The 22,010-nt window shown below is 43.3% G+C and carries 24 protein-coding genes; 16 read left to right on the top strand and 8 right to left on the bottom strand.

Going from position 1 to position 22,010, the window contains the following annotated elements; genetic code table 11:
• Positions 1-72: 72 nt before the first annotated feature.
• From rlmB to rplI, 4 genes are all read left to right on the top strand, one after another.
• Positions 73-813, top strand: coding sequence for a 23S rRNA (guanosine(2251)-2'-O)-methyltransferase RlmB (gene rlmB, locus AC3CHU_RS14715; RefSeq protein WP_004735856.1), 741 nt, complete (start codon positions 73-75; stop codon positions 811-813).
• Positions 814-1,105: 292 nt separating this feature from the next.
• Entirely contained in the window at positions 1,106-1,519 is a 414-nt protein-coding gene (gene rpsF, locus AC3CHU_RS14710) for a 30S ribosomal protein S6 (RefSeq protein WP_004735855.1), read from the top strand.
• Between the two features lie 132 nt (positions 1,520-1,651).
• Positions 1,652-1,879, top strand: a complete 228-nt coding sequence (gene rpsR / locus AC3CHU_RS14705; protein WP_000090472.1) for a 30S ribosomal protein S18 — start codon at positions 1,652-1,654, stop codon at positions 1,877-1,879.
• 38 nt (positions 1,880-1,917) lie between these two features.
• Positions 1,918-2,370: a 50S ribosomal protein L9 gene (rplI, locus tag AC3CHU_RS14700; RefSeq protein WP_004735854.1), complete on the top strand. Its 453-nt coding sequence runs from the start codon at positions 1,918-1,920 to the stop codon at positions 2,368-2,370.
• A gap of 254 nt (positions 2,371-2,624) precedes the next feature.
• Here the strand turns inward: rplI and AC3CHU_RS14695 are convergent, their stop codons facing one another.
• Positions 2,625-3,524 carry a DUF481 domain-containing protein gene (locus tag AC3CHU_RS14695; RefSeq protein ID WP_488524810.1) on the bottom strand — a complete coding sequence of 300 codons (900 nt, stop codon included), beginning with the start codon at positions 3,522-3,524 and terminating at the stop codon, positions 2,625-2,627.
• Positions 3,525-3,700: 176 nt separating this feature from the next.
• On the opposite strand from AC3CHU_RS14695, the gene AC3CHU_RS14690 reads away from it, so the two are divergent.
• The 3 genes from AC3CHU_RS14690 to AC3CHU_RS14680 are packed head-to-tail and all read left to right on the top strand — an operon-like array spanning position 3,701 to position 7,411.
• Positions 3,701-5,092 carry a replicative DNA helicase gene (locus tag AC3CHU_RS14690; protein WP_171309440.1) on the top strand — a complete coding sequence of 464 codons (1,392 nt, stop codon included), beginning with the start codon at positions 3,701-3,703 and terminating at the stop codon, positions 5,090-5,092.
• Positions 5,093-5,096: 4 nt separating this feature from the next.
• Positions 5,097-6,182, top strand: a complete 1,086-nt coding sequence (alr, locus tag AC3CHU_RS14685; protein ID WP_017078240.1) for an alanine racemase — start codon at positions 5,097-5,099, stop codon at positions 6,180-6,182.
• A 23-nt stretch (positions 6,183-6,205) separates the two neighbouring features.
• Positions 6,206-7,411 carry a BamA/TamA family outer membrane protein gene (locus AC3CHU_RS14680; protein WP_108209646.1) on the top strand — a complete coding sequence of 402 codons (1,206 nt, stop codon included), beginning with the start codon at positions 6,206-6,208 and terminating at the stop codon, positions 7,409-7,411.
• A 118-nt stretch (positions 7,412-7,529) separates the two neighbouring features.
• Here AC3CHU_RS14680 and AC3CHU_RS14675 read toward each other — a convergent pair whose 3' ends face one another.
• The gene (locus AC3CHU_RS14675; RefSeq protein WP_065205749.1) at positions 7,530-7,949 is read right to left on the bottom strand and encodes a secondary thiamine-phosphate synthase enzyme YjbQ; all 420 of its coding nucleotides are present in this window, start codon (positions 7,947-7,949) and stop codon (positions 7,530-7,532) included.
• A gap of 326 nt (positions 7,950-8,275) precedes the next feature.
• Here AC3CHU_RS14675 and pgi point away from each other — a divergent pair, with 326 nt between their 5' ends.
• Entirely contained in the window at positions 8,276-9,928 is a 1,653-nt protein-coding gene (gene pgi, locus AC3CHU_RS14670) for a glucose-6-phosphate isomerase (RefSeq protein WP_004735848.1), read from the top strand.
• 139 nt (positions 9,929-10,067) lie between these two features.
• Here the strand turns inward: pgi and AC3CHU_RS14665 are convergent, their stop codons facing one another.
• Positions 10,068-10,529: a chemotaxis protein CheX gene (locus tag AC3CHU_RS14665; protein WP_004735847.1), complete on the bottom strand. Its 462-nt coding sequence runs from the start codon at positions 10,527-10,529 to the stop codon at positions 10,068-10,070.
• Between the two features lie 17 nt (positions 10,530-10,546).
• Positions 10,547-11,005 (bottom strand): zinc uptake transcriptional repressor Zur, encoded by a 459-nt coding sequence (gene zur, locus AC3CHU_RS14660; RefSeq protein WP_017078243.1) that lies wholly within the window; start codon positions 11,003-11,005, stop codon positions 10,547-10,549.
• 425 nt (positions 11,006-11,430) lie between these two features.
• On the opposite strand from zur, the gene AC3CHU_RS14655 reads away from it, so the two are divergent.
• A complete protein-coding gene (locus AC3CHU_RS14655) occupies positions 11,431-11,595 on the top strand; it encodes a hypothetical protein (RefSeq protein WP_372193387.1) in 165 nt (54 codons plus the stop codon).
• Positions 11,596-11,629: 34 nt separating this feature from the next.
• Here the strand turns inward: AC3CHU_RS14655 and AC3CHU_RS14650 are convergent, their stop codons facing one another.
• From AC3CHU_RS14650 to AC3CHU_RS14635, 4 genes are all read right to left on the bottom strand, one after another.
• On the bottom strand, positions 11,630-12,250 hold the full coding sequence (locus AC3CHU_RS14650; protein WP_488524809.1) for a DUF4326 domain-containing protein: 621 nt from the start codon (positions 12,248-12,250) through the stop codon (positions 11,630-11,632).
• Between the two features lies 1 nt (position 12,251).
• Positions 12,252-12,692: a DUF488 family protein, N3 subclade gene (locus AC3CHU_RS14645; RefSeq protein ID WP_372193390.1), complete on the bottom strand. Its 441-nt coding sequence runs from the start codon at positions 12,690-12,692 to the stop codon at positions 12,252-12,254.
• A gap of 13 nt (positions 12,693-12,705) precedes the next feature.
• Positions 12,706-13,320 carry a dual OB domain-containing protein gene (locus AC3CHU_RS14640; protein WP_488524808.1) on the bottom strand — a complete coding sequence of 205 codons (615 nt, stop codon included), beginning with the start codon at positions 13,318-13,320 and terminating at the stop codon, positions 12,706-12,708.
• A gap of 113 nt (positions 13,321-13,433) precedes the next feature.
• Positions 13,434-13,739, bottom strand: coding sequence for a tyrosine-type recombinase/integrase (locus AC3CHU_RS14635; protein ID WP_488524807.1), 306 nt, complete (start codon positions 13,737-13,739; stop codon positions 13,434-13,436).
• Positions 13,740-13,900: 161 nt separating this feature from the next.
• On the opposite strand from AC3CHU_RS14635, the gene dusA reads away from it, so the two are divergent.
• The 7 genes from dusA (at position 13,901) to AC3CHU_RS14600 (ending at position 21,391) form a co-directional block, all read left to right on the top strand.
• Positions 13,901-14,902 carry a tRNA dihydrouridine(20/20a) synthase DusA gene (dusA, locus tag AC3CHU_RS14630; RefSeq protein WP_017080832.1) on the top strand — a complete coding sequence of 334 codons (1,002 nt, stop codon included), beginning with the start codon at positions 13,901-13,903 and terminating at the stop codon, positions 14,900-14,902.
• A 276-nt stretch (positions 14,903-15,178) separates the two neighbouring features.
• Entirely contained in the window at positions 15,179-15,400 is a 222-nt protein-coding gene (gene pspG / locus AC3CHU_RS14625; protein ID WP_004735816.1) for an envelope stress response protein PspG, read from the top strand.
• 135 nt (positions 15,401-15,535) lie between these two features.
• The gene (locus AC3CHU_RS14620; protein ID WP_054548390.1) at positions 15,536-16,204 is read left to right on the top strand and encodes a TIGR04219 family outer membrane beta-barrel protein; all 669 of its coding nucleotides are present in this window, start codon (positions 15,536-15,538) and stop codon (positions 16,202-16,204) included.
• Positions 16,205-16,675: 471 nt separating this feature from the next.
• Positions 16,676-16,906, top strand: coding sequence for a hypothetical protein (locus AC3CHU_RS14615; protein ID WP_004735813.1), 231 nt, complete (start codon positions 16,676-16,678; stop codon positions 16,904-16,906).
• A gap of 123 nt (positions 16,907-17,029) precedes the next feature.
• Positions 17,030-18,895 carry an assimilatory sulfite reductase (NADPH) flavoprotein subunit gene (locus AC3CHU_RS14610; RefSeq protein WP_065205746.1) on the top strand — a complete coding sequence of 622 codons (1,866 nt, stop codon included), beginning with the start codon at positions 17,030-17,032 and terminating at the stop codon, positions 18,893-18,895.
• Positions 18,895-20,622, top strand: a complete 1,728-nt coding sequence (gene cysI, locus AC3CHU_RS14605) for an assimilatory sulfite reductase (NADPH) hemoprotein subunit (RefSeq protein WP_102539921.1) — start codon at positions 18,895-18,897, stop codon at positions 20,620-20,622. The genes AC3CHU_RS14610 and cysI overlap by 1 nt, the downstream gene beginning before the upstream one ends.
• Complete coding sequence (locus AC3CHU_RS14600) at positions 20,615-21,391, top strand: phosphoadenylyl-sulfate reductase (RefSeq protein ID WP_017073463.1); 777 nt, start codon at positions 20,615-20,617, stop codon at positions 21,389-21,391. Before cysI ends, AC3CHU_RS14600 begins: the two co-directional genes overlap by 8 nt.
• Positions 21,392-22,010: the final 619 nt, after the last annotated feature.

The raw sequence follows: 22,010 nt of genomic DNA, 5'->3' as shown, positions 1-22,010 counted from the left end.
ATAAACAACACAGGGGTGAGTGCATCGGGTTTGATGTCATTCATCTCTGAGCAATAAGAGTAACCAGAGACAATGAGTAACGAATTTATTTACGGTATTCACGCGGTGAAAGCCGTACTAGAAAAAGATCCAGCGCGCTTTATTGAAGCGTACGTGCTTAAAGGTCGTCAAGACGATCGTCTTCTTCCATTACTGAATCAACTGCAGCAATTTGGTGTGTCGATTCAACAAATGGGCCGTAAGCCGCTTGATGAAAAAGCACAGGGTGCAAATCACCAAGGTCTTATTGCTAAGGTGAAGCCTGCTAAGCAGCTTAATGAAACTCACCTAGACGATATCCTAGCGCAGCACGAACAGCCTCTGCTGTTGGTTCTAGATGGCGTAACAGACCCTCATAACCTAGGTGCTTGTCTACGTAACGCGGATGCTGCGGGTGTGGCGGCTGTTATCGTACCTAAAGATCGCTCTTCGCCGCTAACGGCAACCGTAAGTAAGGTTGCTTGTGGCGCAGCTGAAACCGTTCCTCTAGTACGCGTAACCAACCTAGCTCGTACAATGCGTGCACTGCAAGAGCAGGGTGTATGGTTCGTGGGTACCGCAGGTGAAGCAACGCATGATATCTACCAAGCGAAGCTAACGGGTCCTCTTGCGGTAGTTATGGGTGCAGAAGGTGACGGCATGCGTCGTTTAACGCGTGAAACCTGTGATGACCTAATTAAGATTCCAATGTCAGGCAGCGTGTCGAGCCTCAACGTTTCGGTAGCATCAGGCATCTGTCTGTTCGAAGCGGTACGTCAGCGCCTAGCTCAATAGCGTTAAGCTGAGTCAAAAGGCAAAACGACTCTAAGTCTATGAATTTATTAACGCTCACCACTTGCTGGTGGGCGTTTCTTTTTAGGCTGTTATGACGGAATCGTTTGGTTTGTCAGATGGCTAGATGGCGAAAGAAAAACTGTTTCATTATTAGCCAAATACCGCTTGCCAATACCGGGTTCTTTCTATAATATTTGCCGTCCTTAAAACTCGGTCATTTTTCTTTAGTTCCTTGCTTCCCTTGGACGACCGAGCCTTTCGTGGAAGCTAATAATCCGTAAGGAGCAACCAAATGCGTCATTATGAAATCGTATTCATGGTTCACCCTGATCAAAGCGAGCAAGTTGCTGGCATGATCGAGCGTTACACTGGTTCAATCACTGAAGCTGGCGGTACTATCCACCGTCTAGAAGACTGGGGCCGCCGTCAAATGGCTTACCCAATCAACAAACTTCACAAAGCTCACTACGTTCTTATGAACGTTGAAGCTGGCCAAGAAGTGATGGACGAGCTAGAAACTGCTTTCCGTTTTAACGATGCAGTTCTACGTAACATGATCATGCGCACTAAAGGCGCTGTGACTGAGCAATCTATCATGCTTAAGCAAAAAGAAGAGCGTGCAGAGCGTGCTCCTCGTCGTGATGACCGTGAAGAACGTGCACCACGTCGTGAAGAAGAAGCTAAGCCAGAAGCTGCTGCTGAGTAATTCTTTTTTGGCCTTTTAGGTCATTAAATTTTATTCAACTCGTTTAGGTATTTTCACTACAAGCATTTGCTTACGCTTATTTATAAGCCTGTGTTAATACCGCATTATTAAATTTAGATCAGGAGATAGCCCATGGCTCGTTTCTTCCGTCGTCGTAAATTCTGCCGTTTTACTGCAGAAGGCGTACAAGAGATTGACTACAAAGACGTAGCAACTCTAAAAAACTACATCACTGAAGCTGGTAAAATTGTACCTAGCCGTATCACTGGTACAAGTGCTAAATACCAACGTCAGCTAGCTCGCGCTATCAAGCGTTCTCGTTACCTAGCTCTACTACCGTACACTGACAAGCATCAGTAATCGGTAATAGTTAACAATAGTTTAAGAGGACTAAGATAATGCAAGTTATTCTACTTGATAAAATCGGTAACCTAGGTGGCCTTGGCGACCAAGTAAACGTTAAATCTGGTTACGCTCGTAACTTCCTTATCCCACAGGGTAAAGTAGTTATGGCAACTAAAGACAACGTTGCTATGTTCGAAACTCGCCGTGCTGAACTAGAAGCTAAAGTTGCTGAGCAACTAGCTGCTGCAGAAGCTCGCGCAGAGACAGTTAACACTCTAGAAGGCGTTACAATCGCTTCTAAAGCTGGTGACGAAGGCAAACTATTCGGTTCTATCGGTACTCGTGACATCGCAGATGCTATTACAGCAGCTGGTGTTGCAGTAGTTAAGAGCGAAGTACGCCTACCTGAAGGCGCTCTACGTAACATCGGCGAATTCGAAGTAAGCATCCAACTTCACTCTGAAGTTTTTGCTACTGCGAAAATCGCTATCGTTGCAGCTGAGTAATTTCAGTACCAAGACGAATTCTTTCTTTTGAAAGTTTTAAACACCAGCTTCGGCTGGTGTTTTTTTATGTCTGAAATATAGGAAAACATAGCGAAGGGGTTATGGTAAGTAAAAAGCTTACAGTGATCCAAAAGCTCCTATTGCTGAACAGTCTGTTCTCAAGGTTAGAAGTGGCCTTAAGACTAGAATTGCTCTTGAGATTAGAATAGTTCTTGAGACTAGAACTGCTCTTGAGATTAGAGCAGCTCTTGAAACTAGAACTGAAAGAGCAGGTTAATCGACAGAACAGAGTCTTCTTTGCTTAATCCATCAGGTACCTTATCGTGGTACTGGCGAGAGTGAGCTATTTTCAGCGCAATATTGTCAGTAATATCGTTGATCGCTTCTAATTCAGTATCAAATTTCAGGTTACTGTGGCCAGATACTAACGTCACATCAGCCTTGAGCTGCAAATTCTTCAACACCTGCCATGATGTATTTACATTGCCACGGAAAATCGCCTCTTCAACAATCTCTGGGAAGATGATGTCATCGTCGTCCAACTCATCGAGATTAGGTTCTTGGTAACGAAAACCCGGTCCGACTTCGACTTCCAACACAAACTCTTCAGTGTTCGAGAACTGATAACCCAAACCACTAGAGATTGTGTAGTCTTTAAAGTAAGCACTGTATCGTGAGTCGACACCTTTGAAGCTGCCGTAAAGGTAGGTTTTAGGGCTTAACTTGTAGTCACTCTGAGCCGAGTAAGTCGATTGCCTTTTATCTTCTTCACCGTCTTTGTAGAGGTTGTAGTATTTCCATTCGCCACTGGTTCTATGACGGCCAGCCGTATACTCACCGTTTAGGCGGGCATTTAGCGATCGTGAATCAGAATTACCAGTATGCGACTGATACCCAAATTCGACTTCCGTCTTGAGTGGGTTCGGCAGTTCTGTGTCACTCGTATCACTTGGTGCGATATCCATATCTTTTTCAGGTGTCGGTGCAACGACGATCGGCTCAACAGTAGGTTCTGAAACTACTATAGAGTCGAGGATTGCATCGACAGAGGCTTTAGCATCATCATCAGCTAAGGCCAACGGAGAGATCAGAAGGCTGGTGCTTAGAAGACCAGAGCTTAGAAGACCAGTGCTCAGAGCCAATAATTTGGACACGCATACCTCTAGTTATACAGTGAGTGAATGGCAGGATCGTAATGCTACCCTTGGTTAATTCCGTCAGCAATAGGTAAATTCTTCCTGAAGAATAAAACAAACGCTTAGGAACGGATTACAAATGAGTGTTCTTGGGTATAATGAACGATCATTATTAGTTATTGAGTGTAGTCATAGTGGATACCAAAAGTCAGAAATCAGCCAACGATCAGGTGGACGCCATCAAGGTCCCGCCACATTCATTAGAAGCTGAACAATCTGTTATTGGCGGTTTGTTATTGGATAACGAACGCTGGGATACAGTTGCTGAAAAGGTTGTGGCCAAAGACTTTTATAGCCGTCCTCACCGTCTGATCTTTGAAGCGGTAAAGGATATCCTTGAAGAAAGTTCTCCTCTGGACCTGATTACACTCTCTGAACATTTAGAGCTTCGTGAGCAGCTAGAAGACGTAGGTGGCTTTGCTTACCTTGCTGACTTAGCCAAAAACACCCCAAGTGCCGCTAACATTAATGCGTATGCTGATATCGTGGCACAGCGAGCACTGGTTCGTAGCCTGATCGGTGTGGCGAATGAGATCGCGGATTCTGGTTATGACCCTCAAGGTCGTACATCGGAAGAGCTGGTTGATCTTGCTGAAAGTAAAGTCTTCGCGATTGCAGAAGGCCGAGCAAGTGAAAACGAAGGTCCACAAAACGTTGATAGCATTCTCGAGAAGACGCTAGAACGTATCGAAATCTTATATAAATCGCCACAAGATGGTGTTACTGGTGTCGATACTGGCTTTAACGACCTCAACAAGAAGACAGCAGGCCTACAGGGTTCTGACTTAATCATTGTTGCTGCGCGTCCATCGATGGGTAAAACCACGTTTGCGATGAACTTGTGTGAAAACGCGGCGATGAAGCAAGACAAACCGGTTTTAATCTTCTCTTTAGAGATGCCAGCTGAACAGCTGATGATGCGTATGCTTGCGTCACTTTCTCGCGTAGACCAAACCAAGATTCGTACTGGTCAATTAGACGATGAAGATTGGGCACGTATTTCGTCGAGTATGGGTATTCTGATGGATAAGAAGAATATGTATATCGATGATAGCTCGGGCTTAACACCAACAGAGGTTCGTTCTCGTGCTCGACGTATCGCTCGTGAGCACGATGGTATCTCTATGATCATGATAGATTACCTTCAATTAATGCGTGTACCTTCGTTGTCTGAAAACCGTACGTTAGAGATCGCCGAAATTTCTCGCTCCCTAAAAGCGCTAGCGAAAGAGTTGAACGTTCCGGTTGTGGCACTTTCTCAGCTTAACCGTTCCCTAGAGCAACGTGCTGATAAGCGCCCAGTAAACTCGGATTTGCGTGAATCAGGTTCTATCGAGCAAGATGCCGATTTGATCATGTTTATCTATCGTGATGAGGTTTATAACCCAGACAGTTCACTGAAAGGCATCGCTGAGATCATCCTTGGTAAGCAACGTAACGGTCCTATCGGTTCGGTTCGTTTAACATTCCAAGGTCAACACTCCCGATTTGATAACTATGCAGGTCCTGCATTTGATGATGAGTAAGTTAATGACTTATATGAAAGCAGCGACGGCAAGCATTGACTTAAACGCGCTCGAACATAACCTGAACCAGATAAAGTCGAAGGCTCCACAGTGTAAAGTTATGTCGGTTGTGAAAGCGAATGGCTACGGGCACGGCTTACTGCATATCGCTAAGCACTCGAAAAACTCAGATGCTTTTGGTGTGGCACGTATTGAAGAAGCCTTACAACTGCGAGCTGGTGGTATTGTTAAACCCATTTTGTTGCTGGAAGGGTTTTACTCTTCGGGTGATTTACCCATCCTGGTGACCAATAACATTCAAACCGTGGTGCATTGTGAAGAGCAATTAAGCGCGCTAGAGAATGCAGATTTGGAAACACCCGTTGTGGTATGGCTTAAAGTCGACAGTGGCATGCACCGATTAGGTGTTCGCCCTGAGCAATACCAAAACTTTGTTGAGCGTTTGCATCAATGTGCGAATGTTGCCAAGCCTCTACGTTACATGAGCCACTTTGGTTGTGCTGATGAACTTGATAGAGCAACCACCGTTGAACAGACTGAGCTTTTCTTATCTCTCACTGACGGTTGTGAAGGTGAGCGTTCACTTGCTGCCTCTGCGGGTCTATTGGCTTGGCCTAACAGCCACCTTGATTGGGTTCGCCCGGGAATCATTTCTTACGGTGTTTCGCCTTTTGCTGATAAATCGGCGCAAGAACTTGGCTTTAAGCCTGTGATGACTTTGACCTCACATCTGATTGCGGTTCGTGATGTTAAAGCAGGTGAAAGCGTAGGCTATGGCGCTAACTGGACCAGTGAACGTGATACCAAGGTTGGCGTGATCGCGATTGGTTACGGTGATGGTTATCCACGCATGGCACCTAACGGCACTCCAGTGTTCGTTAATGGACGAAAAGTACCGATCGCAGGACGTGTGTCAATGGACATGCTAACGGTCGACCTTGGCCCTGATGCTGCAGATCAAGTGGGCGATGAAGCGACTCTGTGGGGTAAAGGCTTACCTTCAGAAGAAGTAGCAGATCATATCGGCACTATCGCATACGAGTTAGTCACTAAGCTGACTTCACGTGTTGCGATGGAGTATGTGAAGTAGCTATGGATCTTGTAAACTAAATGATGTTCAAGCGAACGACTCGACACTGGTTAACGTCAGCTATGGCATTGCTCGGTGTTAGCTTTTCTTCTTCTGTTTTGAGTGAAGAAAAAGATTCAGCCTTTGTCCCTTTCTATTTTAGTACTGAAACATTGGGCAATACCTTTGGGGTTGCGGGTGTCGCAAAGGGTGTTTGGCAACCTCAAGCCGCTCTGTTTGGTATGGCGCTTTATTCAGACAAAGACAGTTACGTCGGTTTTCTATCGGCCTTTAACTACGCTTTGTCTGAAAATGTTTTGTTCAGTACTCAGATGTACCAAGCGCGCTTCAACGACAATCCTTATTACATTGGCTCTCAAGGCGATAACGACTCATCTATTGATGATAAAACCATTGCCGATGGCTTAGAGCAAAACTATCAGTTTGAATTCAAGTATTTGCTACCTTGGGGCAATGTTGCAGAACATGGCTTGTTAGGGGCTTTTCAGCCAATCAAAGATGTGAGTTTTGCTTCGCCAGTCGAGTCAGGTGTCAGTTCGATTATCTTCACGCCTTTCTATACCGCTCGTGAACTGGAAGGTTTAAATAACACGGAAGAGGCGACAGGCTTTAGTCTGGCATTGGATTGGGATAACCGTGATAGCACTCGTAATCCAACCACGGGCTCTCATACTAACCTTGAATTCACGACCGGAGCAGAAAGCTGGTCTAACGATGATTTATGGTTGAAGTGGACGTTCCAAAACAGTCAGTACTTCGCATTAGGCCCTTTAGGTGACCTGTTCGACCAACAAGTCGTGGCACTCGATTTCTATACCGCTGATACACCAACCTGGGATAACTGTTCTGGGCAAGATTGTGCTCGTCCACCGGAAACTGAACAAGCTCGATTGGGTGGTTTATATCGCTTACGAGGTTATACAGGAGGTCGCTACCACGGACGTTCTGCGGTTCATTACTCTGCTGAGTACCGAGTGATTCCTGACTGGCAACCTTTGGGTGATATCCCAGTTATTAACTATTACGATTTGCCTTGGTGGCAATGGGTCGCGTTTGCCGAAGTCGGGCGTGTTGCTGATGAGTACGATATAAAAACACTGCACTCGGATATGAAATGGAGCCTAGGTGGCGCGGTTCGTTTCCAAGTAGAGGGTATTGTTGTTCGTGCTGAGTTAGCTCGAGGTGGTGATGAAGGGACCTTTAGGGTCATGATAAACCAGCCCTTCTAATCTGGTTTTACTAACTCGAATATCTCATGTTTTTAAAGGGTGGCACATAACTGTGTCCCCCTTTTTTTATTATCTATCATTATGTTTATTAAGAACTTGTTGCTCTTGGTAATTATGATTACTCACCTTGAATCGTAGCAACAACCGTACGGCTGCCACCACAATCTCGATGCTCACCCAAGTAAATGCCCTGCCATGTTCCCAAAGCTAAACGACCATTAGTGATAGGTATTGTCACACTGGTGCCAAGTGTCGATGCTTTAATGTGGGCTGGCATGTCATCATCGCCTTCATAGGTGTGTCTGTAGTAGGGGGCTCGCTCAGGTACAAACTTATTAAAGTGTGATTCCATATCGGTACGGACGGTAGGATCTGCGTTCTCGTTTAGCGTGAGGCTGGCAGAGGTATGTTGGATAAAAAGATGTAATAAACCAACAGATAGAGAATTGATATCGTGTATCTGTTGTTCAATTTCATCAGTAATGAGATGAAATCCACGCTTTCGTGCATTTAGGTGTATAGTCTTCTGAATCCACATACGCCATCCTTTATAATGTATTTGGAAAAAAAGTGGTTTAACGCTATCTTTTGAACTTGAATTTATCAGGTATCGCTCACATTTAATTATGTTAGAGCTAGAGTCTGTACCGATTCTTGTATCAGGAAATCGAATCCTGATTTATCTCAAGGTACAGCTCTTCATATGCGGCATAATACGTCGTGAAAAAAAATTACAAAGAATCTTTCAGTGGTGACGCGGTTTGGTCATCACAGAAAAATATAAACTTTCGCCTAATCGGGGGTTCTATTCATCACCCAGGTGACGTTTAGAATAAAACCTACAGTAACATCGGGATAGATACCATGTTGAAAAATATCAACCCAACGCAAACACAAGCGTGGAAAGCTCTAACTGCACATTTTGAGTCTGCTCAAGATATGGATATGAAAGAGCTGTTTGCTCAAGATGCAAAGCGTTTCGAGAGCTTTTCTACTCGTTTCGGTTCTGACATCTTAGTGGATTACTCTAAGAACCTTATCGATGCTGAAACGATGCAGCACCTATTTGCTCTTGCGAACGAGACTGAAGTTAAGTCTGCAATCGAAGCAATGTTCGGCGGTGATGCAATCAACAAGACTGAAGGTCGTTCAGTACTTCACACTGCTCTACGTAACCGTAGCGACAACCCAGTAATGGTTGATGGCAAAGACGTAATGCCAGCAGTGAACGCAGTACTAGCGAAAATGGAACTGTTCACGCACCGCATCGTTTCTGGTGAGTGGAAAGGTTACACAGGTAAAGAGATCACTGATGTAGTTAACATCGGTATCGGCGGTTCGGACCTTGGTCCATACATGGTGACTGAAGCACTTACGCCATACAAAACTCGCCTGAACATGCACTTCGTTTCTAACGTAGATGGCACTCACATTGTTGAGACACTTAAGCCTCTTAACCCAGAAACAACGTTGTTCCTAGTAGCATCTAAGACATTTACGACTCAAGAAACAATGACGAATGCACACTCTGCTCGTGATTGGTTCCTGGCTGAAGCGGGTGATGACGCACACGTAGCTAAGCACTTCGCAGCGCTATCAACTAACGCAACTTCAGTTGCTGAGTTTGGTATTGATACTGACAACATGTTCGAATTCTGGGACTGGGTTGGTGGTCGTTACTCACTATGGTCTGCAATCGGCCTTTCTATCTCACTTTCTATCGGCTTCGATAACTTCGCTGAGCTACTAGACGGCGCACACGAGATGGATAACCACTTTGCTTCAACTGAGTTTGAAAGCAACATTCCAGTGATCCTTGCTCTTATTGGTGTTTGGTACAACAACTTCCATGGCGCTGAGTCAGAAGCGATTCTACCTTACGATCAGTACATGCACCGTTTTGCTGCTTACTTCCAGCAAGGTAACATGGAATCAAATGGTAAGTTTGTTGACCGTGAAGGCAACCCAGTAGAATACCAAACAGGTCCTATCATCTGGGGTGAACCTGGTACTAACGGCCAACACGCTTTCTACCAACTGATTCACCAAGGTACTAAGCTGATCCCATCAGACTTTATTGCCCCTGCTATCAGCCACAACCCAGCATCTGATCACCACCAGAAGCTAATGTCTAACTTCTTTGCTCAAACTGAAGCACTAGCATTCGGTAAGACAAAAGAGACCGTGGAAGCTGAATTCCTAGCGGCTGGCAAAACAGCTGAAGAAGTGGCTGAGCTTGTACCTTTCAAAGTATTTGAAGGTAACCGCCCAACGAACTCTATTCTTGTTAAGCAAATCAACCCTCGCTCTTTAGGTAACCTAATCGCGATGTACGAGCACAAGATCTTCGTTCAAGGCGTTATCTGGAACATCTTCAGCTTCGACCAATGGGGTGTAGAACTTGGTAAGCAACTAGCAAACCAAATTCTTCCAGAGCTTGCTGACGATGCTCAAGTAACCTCTCACGACAGCTCAACTAACGGTCTAATCAACGCATTTAAAGCGCTGAAAGCTTAAGACTGTTTAAGTAACACCAAGTAATAACTGTAAACGCCAACCTTTCGGTTGGCGTTTTTTATGTCCGTTGATTTTACGGCAATAAAAAAGGCTGACGTATGTACGTCAGCCTTTCGTTTTTTTATTTACTCGATTGTCTCTATTCGAAACAGATCTCGATGAAGGCGTTACCCCACTGAGAAGTGAAAGGCATGATGATAATAGCACCTTCACACTTATGACGAATGGTGTGGCCTTTACCTGAAACGACGATTGGCGTTGCCATGTCGAAATCAAAGCCGCTTTCTGCAAGAATACGTTTTGCACCACCAGTCACCATATTAGTGATTTCACCCACCATATCGGTCACTTCTTCGTTCAAGCCATTTGGTCGTTCACCCAACATGTTTTCCATGATTTCTAGGGCAAGACCTTCATCAAAAGTGATCGACATTGAGCCACGAGATTGTGTGCCAACCATACCAATTAGGCCGGATACATCACCACGAGCGATCTCATCTTTCTTTACTCTTGGTTTTTGTGGCTTCAATTCAAGAGAAGCCATCGTTTTTAGTACATTCATCAAAGAAGCTAAAAACGGGTTTACAAATTCAGCGCGCATAATGTTCTTCTATAATCTTATTCTTTCATTTCAGAGGAGCAAGATTGGCAAATGCCATGCGATTCAATGACATGATTGGTCAATTGAAAGCCATGCTTCTCAGCGTTACTAGCGAGTAGAGTGACAAGCGCATCGTCTTGCAATTCTATCACAGTGCCACATTTATCGCAGATCAGTAGTTGGGAGAAATGTTTGTTTGCATTGCAAGAACAGCAACATATGAAGCTATTGGTTGATTCAACTCGGTGAATGAAACCTTGTTCCAACAAGAAATCCAAAGCACGATAAACTGTAGGAGGCTTGGCTTGCGGTTCACTGACTTTCAACTGCTCTAATAATTCATAAGCGCTAGAGGCTTTTTTATTAGAGAAAATGAGCTCAAACACTCGCTTTCTCTGAGGTGTTAATCTAACGCCTCGAGATGCGCATATCCCTTCAACTTGCTCTATTAATGTGTGGTCCAAATTTTTCACCATTCAATCGGACATCCCTATTCAAACCCTATTTCTAGGTTACTACGTTTTGGGAGCCAATGATTTCTATTAAAGTCAGGTACAGAGCGTATTGTGACCCACGACTTTGAATAAGACAAGGTAACTCAAAATGACAGTGTGACTCAAGGCATAACTGATTAATGAGGCTGAATTAGAGATCTGGTGAATATGTTTATAAAAAAATGTGCAATAAGGTGCTTTTAATAAAAAGCTCTCAATCGACATTAGCTTGTCATCGACTAAAAAGGGCTTGCGCTAATTGGGGCGGGTATTGCTCTTGCTGCGGGATACCCTGAACTTATCACCGCAAGCGTATCGGCAGACGGTGTTCAATTCGGTGGCATTATTGGCGCAAGTGCTCCAATAGTATTTGGCCTATGGGAAACCCTACGCAATGAGTTCAAGTAATGGATGCATTAATGATTGCTGTGGCTACAGGGGTTATCTCCAGTGCTGCTACTGTGGCTGCAATTAAAGTAGATATTGATTGGATTAAACAAACCCAAGTTGAGCTTAAGAAACGATTAGAAAAGTTAGAACAGCGCATGATGGGAATAGAAAAAGGCGCTTGAAGCGCCTTGCAATAGCTTAATGTTACGACTGAAATTATTTACCATCATCCCATGAGTTTAAGAACTCAGCAATTACATCGCCATGACAAGCTTCAGGTTTGCAATAGCACCCTAGACGTTTTCCTGAAAGAGCATATGCTTTACTTTTGTCTCGATTCAATAAGCAGTCATGATCGAAATCATATTTAAACTTACGAATTACATTCTCCCTAGGGGTCTCATCTTCTAGATCTTCAACTTCATAAATCGAGTAGGGATTTCCCCAATACGACCCTCTACCAATGTACTCGAATTTAGAGTCTTTCGAACTTGCTGAAAACTCATCTGACATTTTAATGTTGATAACCCGAGTAATGTCGATCTTTATTAACCTAAGTGGGACCCTATTAGATTTTACATGCTCAACTTCGTTTTGAAATTCTTCGCCATCATCAAAAATCACAGCGTGTGTATATGGCTTGTTAGTCCAGTCACTATCAATGCTGAGGTTGATTTCTTTTGGAGACTCTTGTGAAAATTTTTTGACCATACCATTAGGATCTTTAGGACAGATAATCTTAAAGCTAGGCAGGGTTGATGTAATGTTATTTAGTTTTCGTTGAAACTTTGTATAACAAGTAAACTCGATAGGGTATATCACAAGGATCACGTTCATATTAAAACAAATGCTTAACGTTGAGTTTGAAGTTAGTTGTTTGATTTAAATATTCAACGACTAGGCGTCTGTGACAGAAATGAGGTTCATGCTCACTACACAATAAACAGCCATTTTCTAATAGACTTGGAGATACAAGACGCTCTACATTTCTTTGTGCCATTAAGTTAAGAAATTCATTTTCGTATTTCTCCCAAGTAATTACATTTTTCTTGTAATCACTCAAGATTTGCTTAGTAGGCGCTAGTTCAGGCATGTGAATGTATTCAGTTTGACAAAGTTCATTTAAGAAGAACTTTAAGTCATCCCTTTTTGCAAACCCAGCTAGTTGTGACACATTATTTAGTCTTACATCGATTAATGTAGATATGTTTTCATTTGAAATGAAGCCAAAGAACTTAGCTGCATTTTTTTGGGTAAAACCTATCGTGTAGATCTCCATGTCTCCGCCTTTTTTAATAAATTTCAGCAACTATTTTATAGCATACACCTTCTAGTTCTTCACCTAGGCTAATACACAAGATGTCATTTAATACTTGTTTTGTCTCTAGGATGTTGTCGAACTTAGGAGAAGTTACAGGAAGGTCATAAGCTACATTGTTATATGTAAATGAAGCACGCCTTTTTTCGTATCTGTTGACATATAGATTGAGGTCTTGGACTTTTATTAGATACAAAGATTGGCTTATTTTAATGTCACCATTAACAATAGAAGAGTGGTTGATGCTGCTAGATACACCCCATAAGTCATTTGGTTGATCGATATATTGAATTAGTTCAGTCTCGTCAAGACTGTAATTTTGTCGCCAAGGTTGCTCGCCCCTAACATAGTTTTCGGGTTGTTGTATCAATGGCGCTGGACCTTGAAGCTGCATACTGATTTTTTGTAATGGTTTTGTTGAGAAAGTTCCGAAAGGGTTTGTGTATTGAACTTGTGAGTGGTTGAGAGCATCACCAGCACTATTGCTGACAACCCTAAGCCATTGTTTTGTATTTACATCTTTACCTGCCAAACAATGACCACCGTGTTTGATAGAATTAGCAAAAATAGCAACCGTCACCTGAGACATTTTGTTTCCTTATAGCATTCGCTTACATTTATTAGTGTTATAGGTGCATACTATATTGTAGTAATTAAATGCCACTTGATTAATATCATGAATGTAAACGTACAGGTGTTATTTTAAGTTCTTGAGTGAAGTTTATGCGGAAACAGCTGTGTATAAACTTGCCATAAAATATTCAAGTTTCTATGCCCTGTGACTTGGGCTACTTCTTCAATGGAGTAACCTTTCTCAAACAACCGACTTGCCCCTTCTCTTCGTAAGTCGTGATACCTCAAATTCTCAATACCCAATTCATTCCTTACTTGCTGAAAGCCTGCGCTTACGCCTCGCGAGTTGTATGGGAAAATAAGTTCGTCTTTGTTCCTGAATGTTTTCGATTCCCTGTGTATAATCGCCGAATTATTTTTGACTACAATGTCCACTGTGAAGCGTGATTTACCGCTTTGAAGTGTTCTTTTTAATGCTAGATGCCTTCGTTTCACTTCATCAATACGTACTATAGGCGTACTGAGTGGGTGAGCTTGCGGCTGAACTGGCGAGTTTCTGTATATATATGCAGTGTATAGATTTTGAGTAACGCTTTATGAAACCTGACAATACCAGTAAATACGCGGCTAACCGCTTATCCGTTGCTCCAATGCTCGATTGGACTGACCGCCACTGTCGTTACTTTCACCGTTTGCTTTCTCAGCAGACGCTTCTGTACACGGAAATGATAACAACAGGTGCGATCTTACATGGTAAGGGCGATTTCCTAGAATATAACGAGCAAGAACATCCTCTTGCACTTCAACTTGGCGGTTCAAACCCGGTTGATCTAGCTGCTTGTGCCAAGCTGGCGGGTGAGCGTGGCTATGATGAAATCAACCTTAATGTCGGTTGTCCTTCAGACCGAGTTCAGAATGGTCGCTTTGGTGCTTGCCTAATGGCTGAGCCTGAGCTGGTGGCAGATTGTGTGTCGGCGATGAAAGAAGTCACTGATATTCCAATTACCGTGAAAACGCGTATTGGTATCGACGACCAAGACTCTTATGAGTTCTTAACTAAGTTTGTTTCGACGGTTTCTGAAAAAGGTGGCTGTGAACAATTTACTATTCACGCTCGTAAAGCATGGTTGAGTGGTCTTAGCCCGAAAGAGAACCGTGAGATCCCACCGCTAGATTACGATCGTGCATACCAAATCAAGAAAGATTTCTCTGATCTTGTGATTGCCGTGAATGGTGGCGTTACGACTCTTGAGCAAACTAAAGAGCACTTGCAACACCTTGATGGTGTGATGATTGGTCGTGAGGCTTACCATAGCCCGTTTATCTTGGCTGAAGTTGATCAGCAGATCTTTGGTTTAGACACGCCAATCAAGAAGCGCTCACAAGTGGTTGAAGAAATGTATCCGTACATTGAGCGTGAGCTTTCAAATGGTGCAAGCTTAGGACACATCTCTCGTCATATGCTTGGTTTGTTCCAAAGCATGCCGGGCGCAAGACAATGGCGTCGTTACATCAGTGAAAACGCACATAAGAAAGGTGCAGGTATCGAAGTGATGCAGACAGCATTAGCTAAGATCCCTAAAGAGCTAAACGTATAACCTCCCTCGAGGTGAAAAGTTCGAGCTTAAAAGCCCAAGCTAAAAAACCAAGCTTAAAAACTTAAGCTTAAAAGCCCAAGCTTAAAAACTTAAGGCTAAATTCGCCACTAGAGGCTAAATTTGCCATTGATAGTTTCTTTAAAAGCCACGCATTTAGATGTGTGGCTTTTTATTTATCTGATAAGTAAGGGTTTTATTGGTTTTACTAACTTGGTATGGAAGCTGCAATGTTAGAAAGTAGGAAAGATAGGTCATTAACTCATTAGGGAGACCATTATGTTTGAATTAATCTTTGTTCTTATTTTCGTCGCAACTCTACTTGTCACCGGTATCACGTTTATGACGGTATTGGCTGCAACCGGAATCGCGTTAGTCGTCATGTTGGTCTTAGGTATGATGGGGGTTGTGTTTAAGTTGCTGCCTTGGTTAATTGTGATTGCATTGGGTATCTGGTTTTTCAAAAACTTTGTACACAGTTCTAACCAAAGACGTTACTAAGGTCATGGTGTCGTCAAATCTTTGATCGTCATCGGTTTATCGTTTTAGAATTTAAGATGTGTGATAGAATTTTCCCCAATAATCTATGAATGTGCATACAATTAGCACAACGATATGGAATTGGAGCTATCTCAAATGAATAAAATGCCATTAATTGCTTTAGTGGGAATGCTATCTTTAAGCTCGGCAGTGTCTGCTGAAGAAGAGTTTTCTTACACGGCTAAAGTCGGTGCCGATATGTGGTGGGGAAGTACAAAGCTAAACGAAGTTAGACAAGATGATGATTCTAACTCACCTTCGTTGTATCTCGCATTTGAGCATAATGCCCCGATGCTACCAAACGCTAGCTTTCGCTATACTTCTGTCGATGCGGATTCATTGGCCTTCGATAAGTACGACTACACCTTCTATTACACGTTGTTAGATCACAAGCTGATGAACTTCGATGCGGGTGTGACGTTTACTCAGTATTCAAACTCGAATTATATCGAACCGAAAACGGGTGGCGCTCAAACAAGCTTTGATGAGTTCACTTGGAGCTTCTACGGCAACGCAGAGATCAACGTTCCTGAGACCAATTTCGATATCATCGGTACGATGGAGTTCGGTGATAGCAGTGGTATTAAGAGCACGGATTTGATGGCAGGTGTTCAGTACCGAATTCCTGTAGCAGAAACTGAGATAGCACTGCGTGGTGGTTACCGCGTGATCGACCTTGATTCGGAAGAGTTCTTCTCTTCAGAGGTTGGCAAAGAGTTTGTCATGGTTGATGGCTGGTTTGCTGGCGCTGAAGTGCGCTTCTAGGCCATAGAAAGCAAATTTAGAACGAATTTTGAGAACGCCACTTTATTAAGTGGCGTTTTTTTATATCTATTGGTTATACCCAAGTGGCTTCAAGATGCTGGATTCAGAGCGTTGTCATTGAGCCCCTAATTACCGAAAGTAAGTAAGGAAAACGACGCAGCGTAATAGCTGGCTCTTTCCAAGTTGTTTGACGCAGCAATCGGTTCAATGACACGCTCCCAAAGGGCGAGTTGTCTTGGCTTGTATACTTTGTTGTCGATTCTTGATTTAGGCCCACTAGACCTTTAAATCGTCGCCGCGTCTACAAACCAAGTCATTCTCGCTGAACCAAGCATCTTGAGGTTACTTGGGTATATATCTTTCTGGAATTAGTTAGCACATTCATCACTTTCGACCATCCTTTATACAGAGAGCTAATTAGCGTCTATTCTTATAAGGTCTATGTTGTGAGGTCAAAGCAAGGGATGGAATATGACACTCAATGAATTACGAAATTTATATAGAGAAAATCTGTTAGTTGAAGCGATCATAGAGCCCTCAATTCAAGAAGGGTCTTGGGTTGTGGAGTTTCGCCATATGGGAGGTGGCTTTGTTCTGCTTACTGATGTTCATGGTGAAGAGTGCCATTACGCGGATTTAGACTTAGCATCTAAATCGGCAATGGCGGTTGGCTTTCAGCAAGTGCGTATTGAAAACCAGTAAGTCAATTTAGGTTTCAATCGGTTTTTACTTCCAAAAAGTTATAAAACATACTTTTCTATTCTTTCTTGTTATTAAAAGGAGTGGTTAATCTATCGTCACGCAATGATTAGGGATGTCGTGACCATGTCTTTAAATAAGAAAGAGTCTTCACAAAATAATAATGCACAGTCTGGGGCTAATGAGTTACCTGGGCTAGCAGCACCACTTAATGACCAACAATTGGGTCATCTTCAACACACTGTTTCTGAGTTATCTTCACAACAACTGGCATGGGTCAGTGGTTACCTTTGGGGAGTGAGCCAAGCTCAGCCTGTCGGTGCAGCTGCGCCAATCGCTCAAGCGGCCGCTGCAGTAGCGGCTAAACCAGCGGGTAAGCTCAGCATTATCTTCGCATCTCAAACAGGTAATGCTAAAGGTGTCGCTGAATCGCTTGAGGCAGAAGCTAAAGCCTTGGGTATTGCGGTCGAGCTTTTCGATGCCAGTGATTATAAAGGTAAGAACCTAGCCAAAGAGACACACGTCATTTTTGTGGCTTCAACCAATGGTGAGGGCGAAGCCCCTGATAACGCTATTGAGTTGCATGAATTCCTACAATCGAAGAAAGCGCCAAAATTATCAAACCTACAATATGGTGTGATTGGTTTAGGTGACTCAAGCTATGAGTTCTTCTGCCAAACGGCTAAAGACTTCGATAGCTTCCTCGCTAAGCTTGGTGCTAAATCGTTTGTCGACCGTCTTGATTGTGATGTTGATTACGAAGAATCAGCAACGGAATGGCGCGCTAAAGCATTAGAGCAAGTAAAAGAGACGCTATCGACAGGCACTGAAGCCGATGTGGTTCAATTACCAGTAGGTCAAGCGGCTGCCGGTCATTCGCAATACACTAAACAAAATCCATACACCGCGACACTATTGACGAGCCAAAAGATCACCGGTCGCGACTCGGGCAAAGATGTTCGTCATATCGAGATTGATCTTGATGAGTCGGGTATTACTTACCAACCGGGTGATGCGCTAGGTGTATGGTTTGAAAACAGTTCAGAACTCGCAAATCAGATCCTTTCTAAGGTTGGGTTGTCTGGTATCGAAAGTGTTGATGTCGATGGTGACAACTTATCTATCCACAGCGCACTCGTCAGTAAATTCGAAATTACATCTTCAAATCCTCAACTAGTGACTAAGTTTGCTGAGCTTTCGGGCAGCAAGAAGTTAATTAAGCTGGTGGAAGACAAAGACAAGCTTCGTGAATACGCGGGTAATACTCAAGTTGTCGATGTTTTAGCTGAGAAGAAAACTAAGCTATCGGCTGATGAATTGATTGGTCTACTACGTAAGCTGACACCGCGCCTCTATTCTATTGCATCAAGCCAAGCTGAAGTGGATGAAGAGGTTCACTTGACGGTTGGTTTGGTTGAATACCAAAAAGGCGATGAATCTCGTTTAGGCGGAGCTTCTAGCTTCTTAGCCCAACGTCTTGAAGAAGGCGGTGAAGTGAAGGTGTTTGTTGAGAACAACAATAACTTCAAACTACCACAAGACGACAATACACCAATCATCATGGTCGGCCCGGGTACCGGTATCGCACCGTTCCGCAGTTTTGTTCAAGAGCGTGAAAACAATGATGCTGAAGGCAAAAGCTGGCTGTTCTTTGGTGACCGAACTTTCACTCAAGATTTCTTATATCAAGTTGAATGGCAGAAGTACCTTAAGTCTGGTGCGCTAACCAAGCTTGATGTTGCCTTCAGTCGAGATCAAAAAGAAAAGGTTTATGTTCAAGACCGCTTAATTGAACAAGCAGATCAGGTTTGGCAATGGCTTCAAGAGGGCGCTTACCTCTATGTATGTGGCGATGCGACTCGAATGGCGAAAGATGTTCATGAAGCGTTAGTTACAATTGCGGAAAAACATGGCAATCAGAGCCGCGAGCAAGCTGAACAATATATTAATGATTTACGTAAAGCGAAACGTTACCAAAGGGATGTGTACTAATGAGCAAGCAAGTAATAGAGCAAGAAGTGCTAGGTCAAGTACTGGGGCCTTTGGCTGACAATGAACGTCTTAAGCGTGAAAGTAAAAATCTTCGCGGTACGATTGAACAAGATCTCCAAGATAGAATTACGGGTGGCTTTACTGCTGATAACTTCCAGTTGATCCGCTTCCACGGTATGTATCAACAAGACGACCGTGATATTCGTAATGAACGTACCAAGCAAAAGCTAGAACCTTTACATAATGTCATGCTGCGTGCGCGTATGCCTGGCGGCATTATCACACCGAAGCAGTGGCTCGCGATTGATAAATTCGCAGATGAAAGCACCTCTTATGGTTCTATCCGTCTCACTACTCGTCAAACTTTCCAGTTTCACGGTGTGTTGAAGCCGAACATTAAGTTAATGCACCAAACGCTAAACAGTATTGGTATTGATTCCATTGCAACGGCGGGTGACGTAAACCGAAATGTTTTGTGTACCACAAACCCGGTTGAGTCTGAGCTCCATCAAGAAGCCTACGAGTGGGCGAAAAAGATCAGTGAACATCTATTACCTAAGACTCGTGCTTATGCCGAAATCTGGTTAGATGGTGAAAAGCTAGCAACAACGGATGAAGAACCTATCTTAGGTAGCAACTACCTACCACGTAAGTTCAAGACGACGGTTGTAATTCCTCCACAAAATGACGTAGATGTTCATGCTAACGATCTTAACTTCATCGCGATTGCTAAAGACGGAAAGCTGGTGGGCTTTAACGTATTAGTGGGCGGTGGTCTTGCAATGACGCACGGCGATACTTCTACTTATGCACGTAAAGCTGACGATTTCGGTTTTGTGCCATTAGAGAAAACGTTAGATGTAGCAGCTGCGGTGGTAACGACTCAGCGTGATTGGGGTAACCGTTCGAACCGTAAGAACGCAAAAACCAAATACACACTAGACCGTGTTGGTATTGATGTATTCAAAGCAGAAGTAGAAAAACGTGCAGGCGTTGAGTTTTCTGAAAGCCGTCCTTATGAGTTTACTGGCCGTGGCGATCGTATCGGTTGGGCGGAAGGCATTGATGGTAAGCACCACTTAGCGTTATTCATCGAAAATGGTCGTTTACTTGATTTCCCAGGGAAAGCGCTGAAAACAGGTGTTGCTGAAATAGCGAAGATCCACAAAGGTGACTTCCGCATGACAGCGAACCAAAACCTAATTGTTGCAGGTGTACCTAAGAGCCAAAAGGCAAAAATTGAAAAGCTGGCACGTCAATACGGTCTGATGGATGATGCCGTTTCCGAGCAGCGTAAAAACTCTATGGCGTGTGTGGCATTCCCAACATGTCCTTTAGCAATGGCAGAAGCTGAGCGTTTTCTTCCTGAGTTTGTAACGGATGTTGAAGACATTCTGAAGAAACATGGATTACCAGAAGAAGATAACATCATCCTTCGTATCACGGGTTGTCCAAACGGTTGTGGTCGTGCAATGTTGGCTGAACTGGGGTTAGTCGGTAAGGCTCCGGGGCGTTACAACATGCACTTAGGTGGCAACAAAGCCGGAACTCGTATCCCGAAGATGTATAAAGAGAACATCACTTCAGCTCAGATCTTAGAAGAGATTGATTCGCTGGTGGGACGTTGGGCTACGGAACGTAACGACAATGAAGGGTTCGGTGATTTTACAATCCGAGCTGGCATCATCGAAGAGGTGATCATTTCAAAGAGGGATCTGCATGCATAATTCTGTCGCTTCAAAACTGAAGTTAGCAGAGCTACTCGCATTGACTAAGACGGAGCAAATACTTCGTCTTGGACAAATCAATGCTGAGTTAGAGCAGCTAACCGCATTAGAAAGAGTTAAGTGGGCACTCGAACATTTAGAAGGGACACATGTTGTGTCTTCTAGTTTCGGAATCCAAGCGGCGTTGATGCTGCACTTAGTGACTCAAGCAAAACCAGATATTCCGGTTATTCTTACGGACACTGGGTATCTATTCCCGGAAACGTATCAATTTATCGATGAGTTAAGTCAGAAGTTGACTCTAAACCTTCAAGTTTTTCGTTCTCAGCAGAGCCCTAATTGGCAAGAAGCGCAATATGGCAAACTTTGGGAGCAAGGTATAGAAGGGATAGAGAAGTACAACAAGCTTAATAAAGTTGAACCGATGAGAAGAGCGCTGGATGAACTCGAGGCTGGCACTTGGTTTTCTGGGTTGAGAAGAGAGCAATCTCAATCGCGTGCAAACTTGCCTATCTTATCTATCCAAAATGGTGTGTTTAAGTTCTTGCCAGTAATTGATTGGACAAATAAAGATGTTCATTATTACTTAGAAGAGCATGGTCTCAGTTACCACCCACTTCGCGAACAGGGGTACCTTTCTGTTGGAGATACTCATACGACTAAGAAATGGGAACCGGGTATGACTGAAGAAGAAACCCGTTTTAATGGTCTAAAACGAGAATGTGGTCTCCATGAAGACGATGGAGAGCAATATGGCTCTGGGATTTAGACACATTGCCATTTAAAAAGCTGCCTCAAGGCAGCTTTTTTAGTTTCTAGGATGAAAATTAGAGCAATTGTGGATAAGTCTGTGGTTATTCTGTAAGTACTTTGTAGTTAAACTTGCATAAATAAGGCTTTGAGTGTTTATTCGTCATCTAACCGTTATTTTTACATTTTTCGGTAATAAACACTTGCCAATGTGAGGAACATCTCTATAATGCCGCCTCACTGACACGGTAGACGCCACAAGGCTTCAGCGAAGAATGTTAGTAAGGCAACTAGCTTTAAGCGATTATTCGCTTCTACTTTTTAAAAGTAGAAATTAATTTTCAAAAGTGTTTGACACTGAGAATTAAAACGCTAGAATGGCCGCCTCTTCCGAAGTGATGTAAGTCACAACGAAGAGAAGCTCTTTAACAATTTAAACCTATCAATCTGTGTGGGCACTCGTTGATGAATATCAAAACGTTTTATCTTCCCTTTTTATTAAGAGAAGTAAAACAGATTCCTCGGAATCAACTTTGGTTTCAATGAACTGAGTGACCAATACGAATAACTACTTTCTCTTGTAGAAAGAAAGTATTTGGCACAGTCAATTCATTATCTTTCTGTTGGAAAGATAATAG

It is taken from the genome of Vibrio sp. QJM3NY_39, from assembly GCF_057785895.1.
The sequence above is the reverse complement of the archived record's forward strand: the minus strand, read 5'-3'. Positions and strand labels throughout refer to the sequence as shown.

Coding starts and splice junctions, on each gene's coding strand:
- AC3CHU_RS14675 (WP_065205749.1), bottom strand. CDS start 7,949: ATGTGGATTCAGAAGACTATACACCTAAATGCACGAAAGCGTGGATTT.
- cysI (WP_102539921.1), top strand. CDS start 18,895: ATGAGCAAGCAAGTAATAGAGCAAGAAGTGCTAGGTCAAGTACTGGGG.
- AC3CHU_RS14600 (WP_017073463.1), top strand. CDS start 20,615: ATGCATAATTCTGTCGCTTCAAAACTGAAGTTAGCAGAGCTACTCGCA.
- dusA (WP_017080832.1), top strand. CDS start 13,901: ATGAAACCTGACAATACCAGTAAATACGCGGCTAACCGCTTATCCGTT.
- rlmB (WP_004735856.1), top strand. CDS start 73: ATGAGTAACGAATTTATTTACGGTATTCACGCGGTGAAAGCCGTACTA.
- AC3CHU_RS14645 (WP_372193390.1), bottom strand. CDS start 12,692: ATGGAGATCTACACGATAGGTTTTACCCAAAAAAATGCAGCTAAGTTC.
- AC3CHU_RS14665 (WP_004735847.1), bottom strand. CDS start 10,529: ATGCGCGCTGAATTTGTAAACCCGTTTTTAGCTTCTTTGATGAATGTA.
- zur (WP_017078243.1), bottom strand. CDS start 11,005: ATGGTGAAAAATTTGGACCACACATTAATAGAGCAAGTTGAAGGGATA.
- AC3CHU_RS14615 (WP_004735813.1), top strand. CDS start 16,676: ATGACACTCAATGAATTACGAAATTTATATAGAGAAAATCTGTTAGTT.
- AC3CHU_RS14680 (WP_108209646.1), top strand. CDS start 6,206: ATGTTCAAGCGAACGACTCGACACTGGTTAACGTCAGCTATGGCATTG.
- pgi (WP_004735848.1), top strand. CDS start 8,276: ATGTTGAAAAATATCAACCCAACGCAAACACAAGCGTGGAAAGCTCTA.
- AC3CHU_RS14650 (WP_488524809.1), bottom strand. CDS start 12,250: ATGAACGTGATCCTTGTGATATACCCTATCGAGTTTACTTGTTATACA.
- rplI (WP_004735854.1), top strand. CDS start 1,918: ATGCAAGTTATTCTACTTGATAAAATCGGTAACCTAGGTGGCCTTGGC.
- AC3CHU_RS14610 (WP_065205746.1), top strand. CDS start 17,030: ATGTCTTTAAATAAGAAAGAGTCTTCACAAAATAATAATGCACAGTCT.
- AC3CHU_RS14620 (WP_054548390.1), top strand. CDS start 15,536: ATGAATAAAATGCCATTAATTGCTTTAGTGGGAATGCTATCTTTAAGC.
- rpsF (WP_004735855.1), top strand. CDS start 1,106: ATGCGTCATTATGAAATCGTATTCATGGTTCACCCTGATCAAAGCGAG.
- rpsR (WP_000090472.1), top strand. CDS start 1,652: ATGGCTCGTTTCTTCCGTCGTCGTAAATTCTGCCGTTTTACTGCAGAA.
- alr (WP_017078240.1), top strand. CDS start 5,097: ATGACTTATATGAAAGCAGCGACGGCAAGCATTGACTTAAACGCGCTC.
- pspG (WP_004735816.1), top strand. CDS start 15,179: ATGTTTGAATTAATCTTTGTTCTTATTTTCGTCGCAACTCTACTTGTC.
- AC3CHU_RS14640 (WP_488524808.1), bottom strand. CDS start 13,320: ATGTCTCAGGTGACGGTTGCTATTTTTGCTAATTCTATCAAACACGGT.
- AC3CHU_RS14655 (WP_372193387.1), top strand. CDS start 11,431: ATGGATGCATTAATGATTGCTGTGGCTACAGGGGTTATCTCCAGTGCT.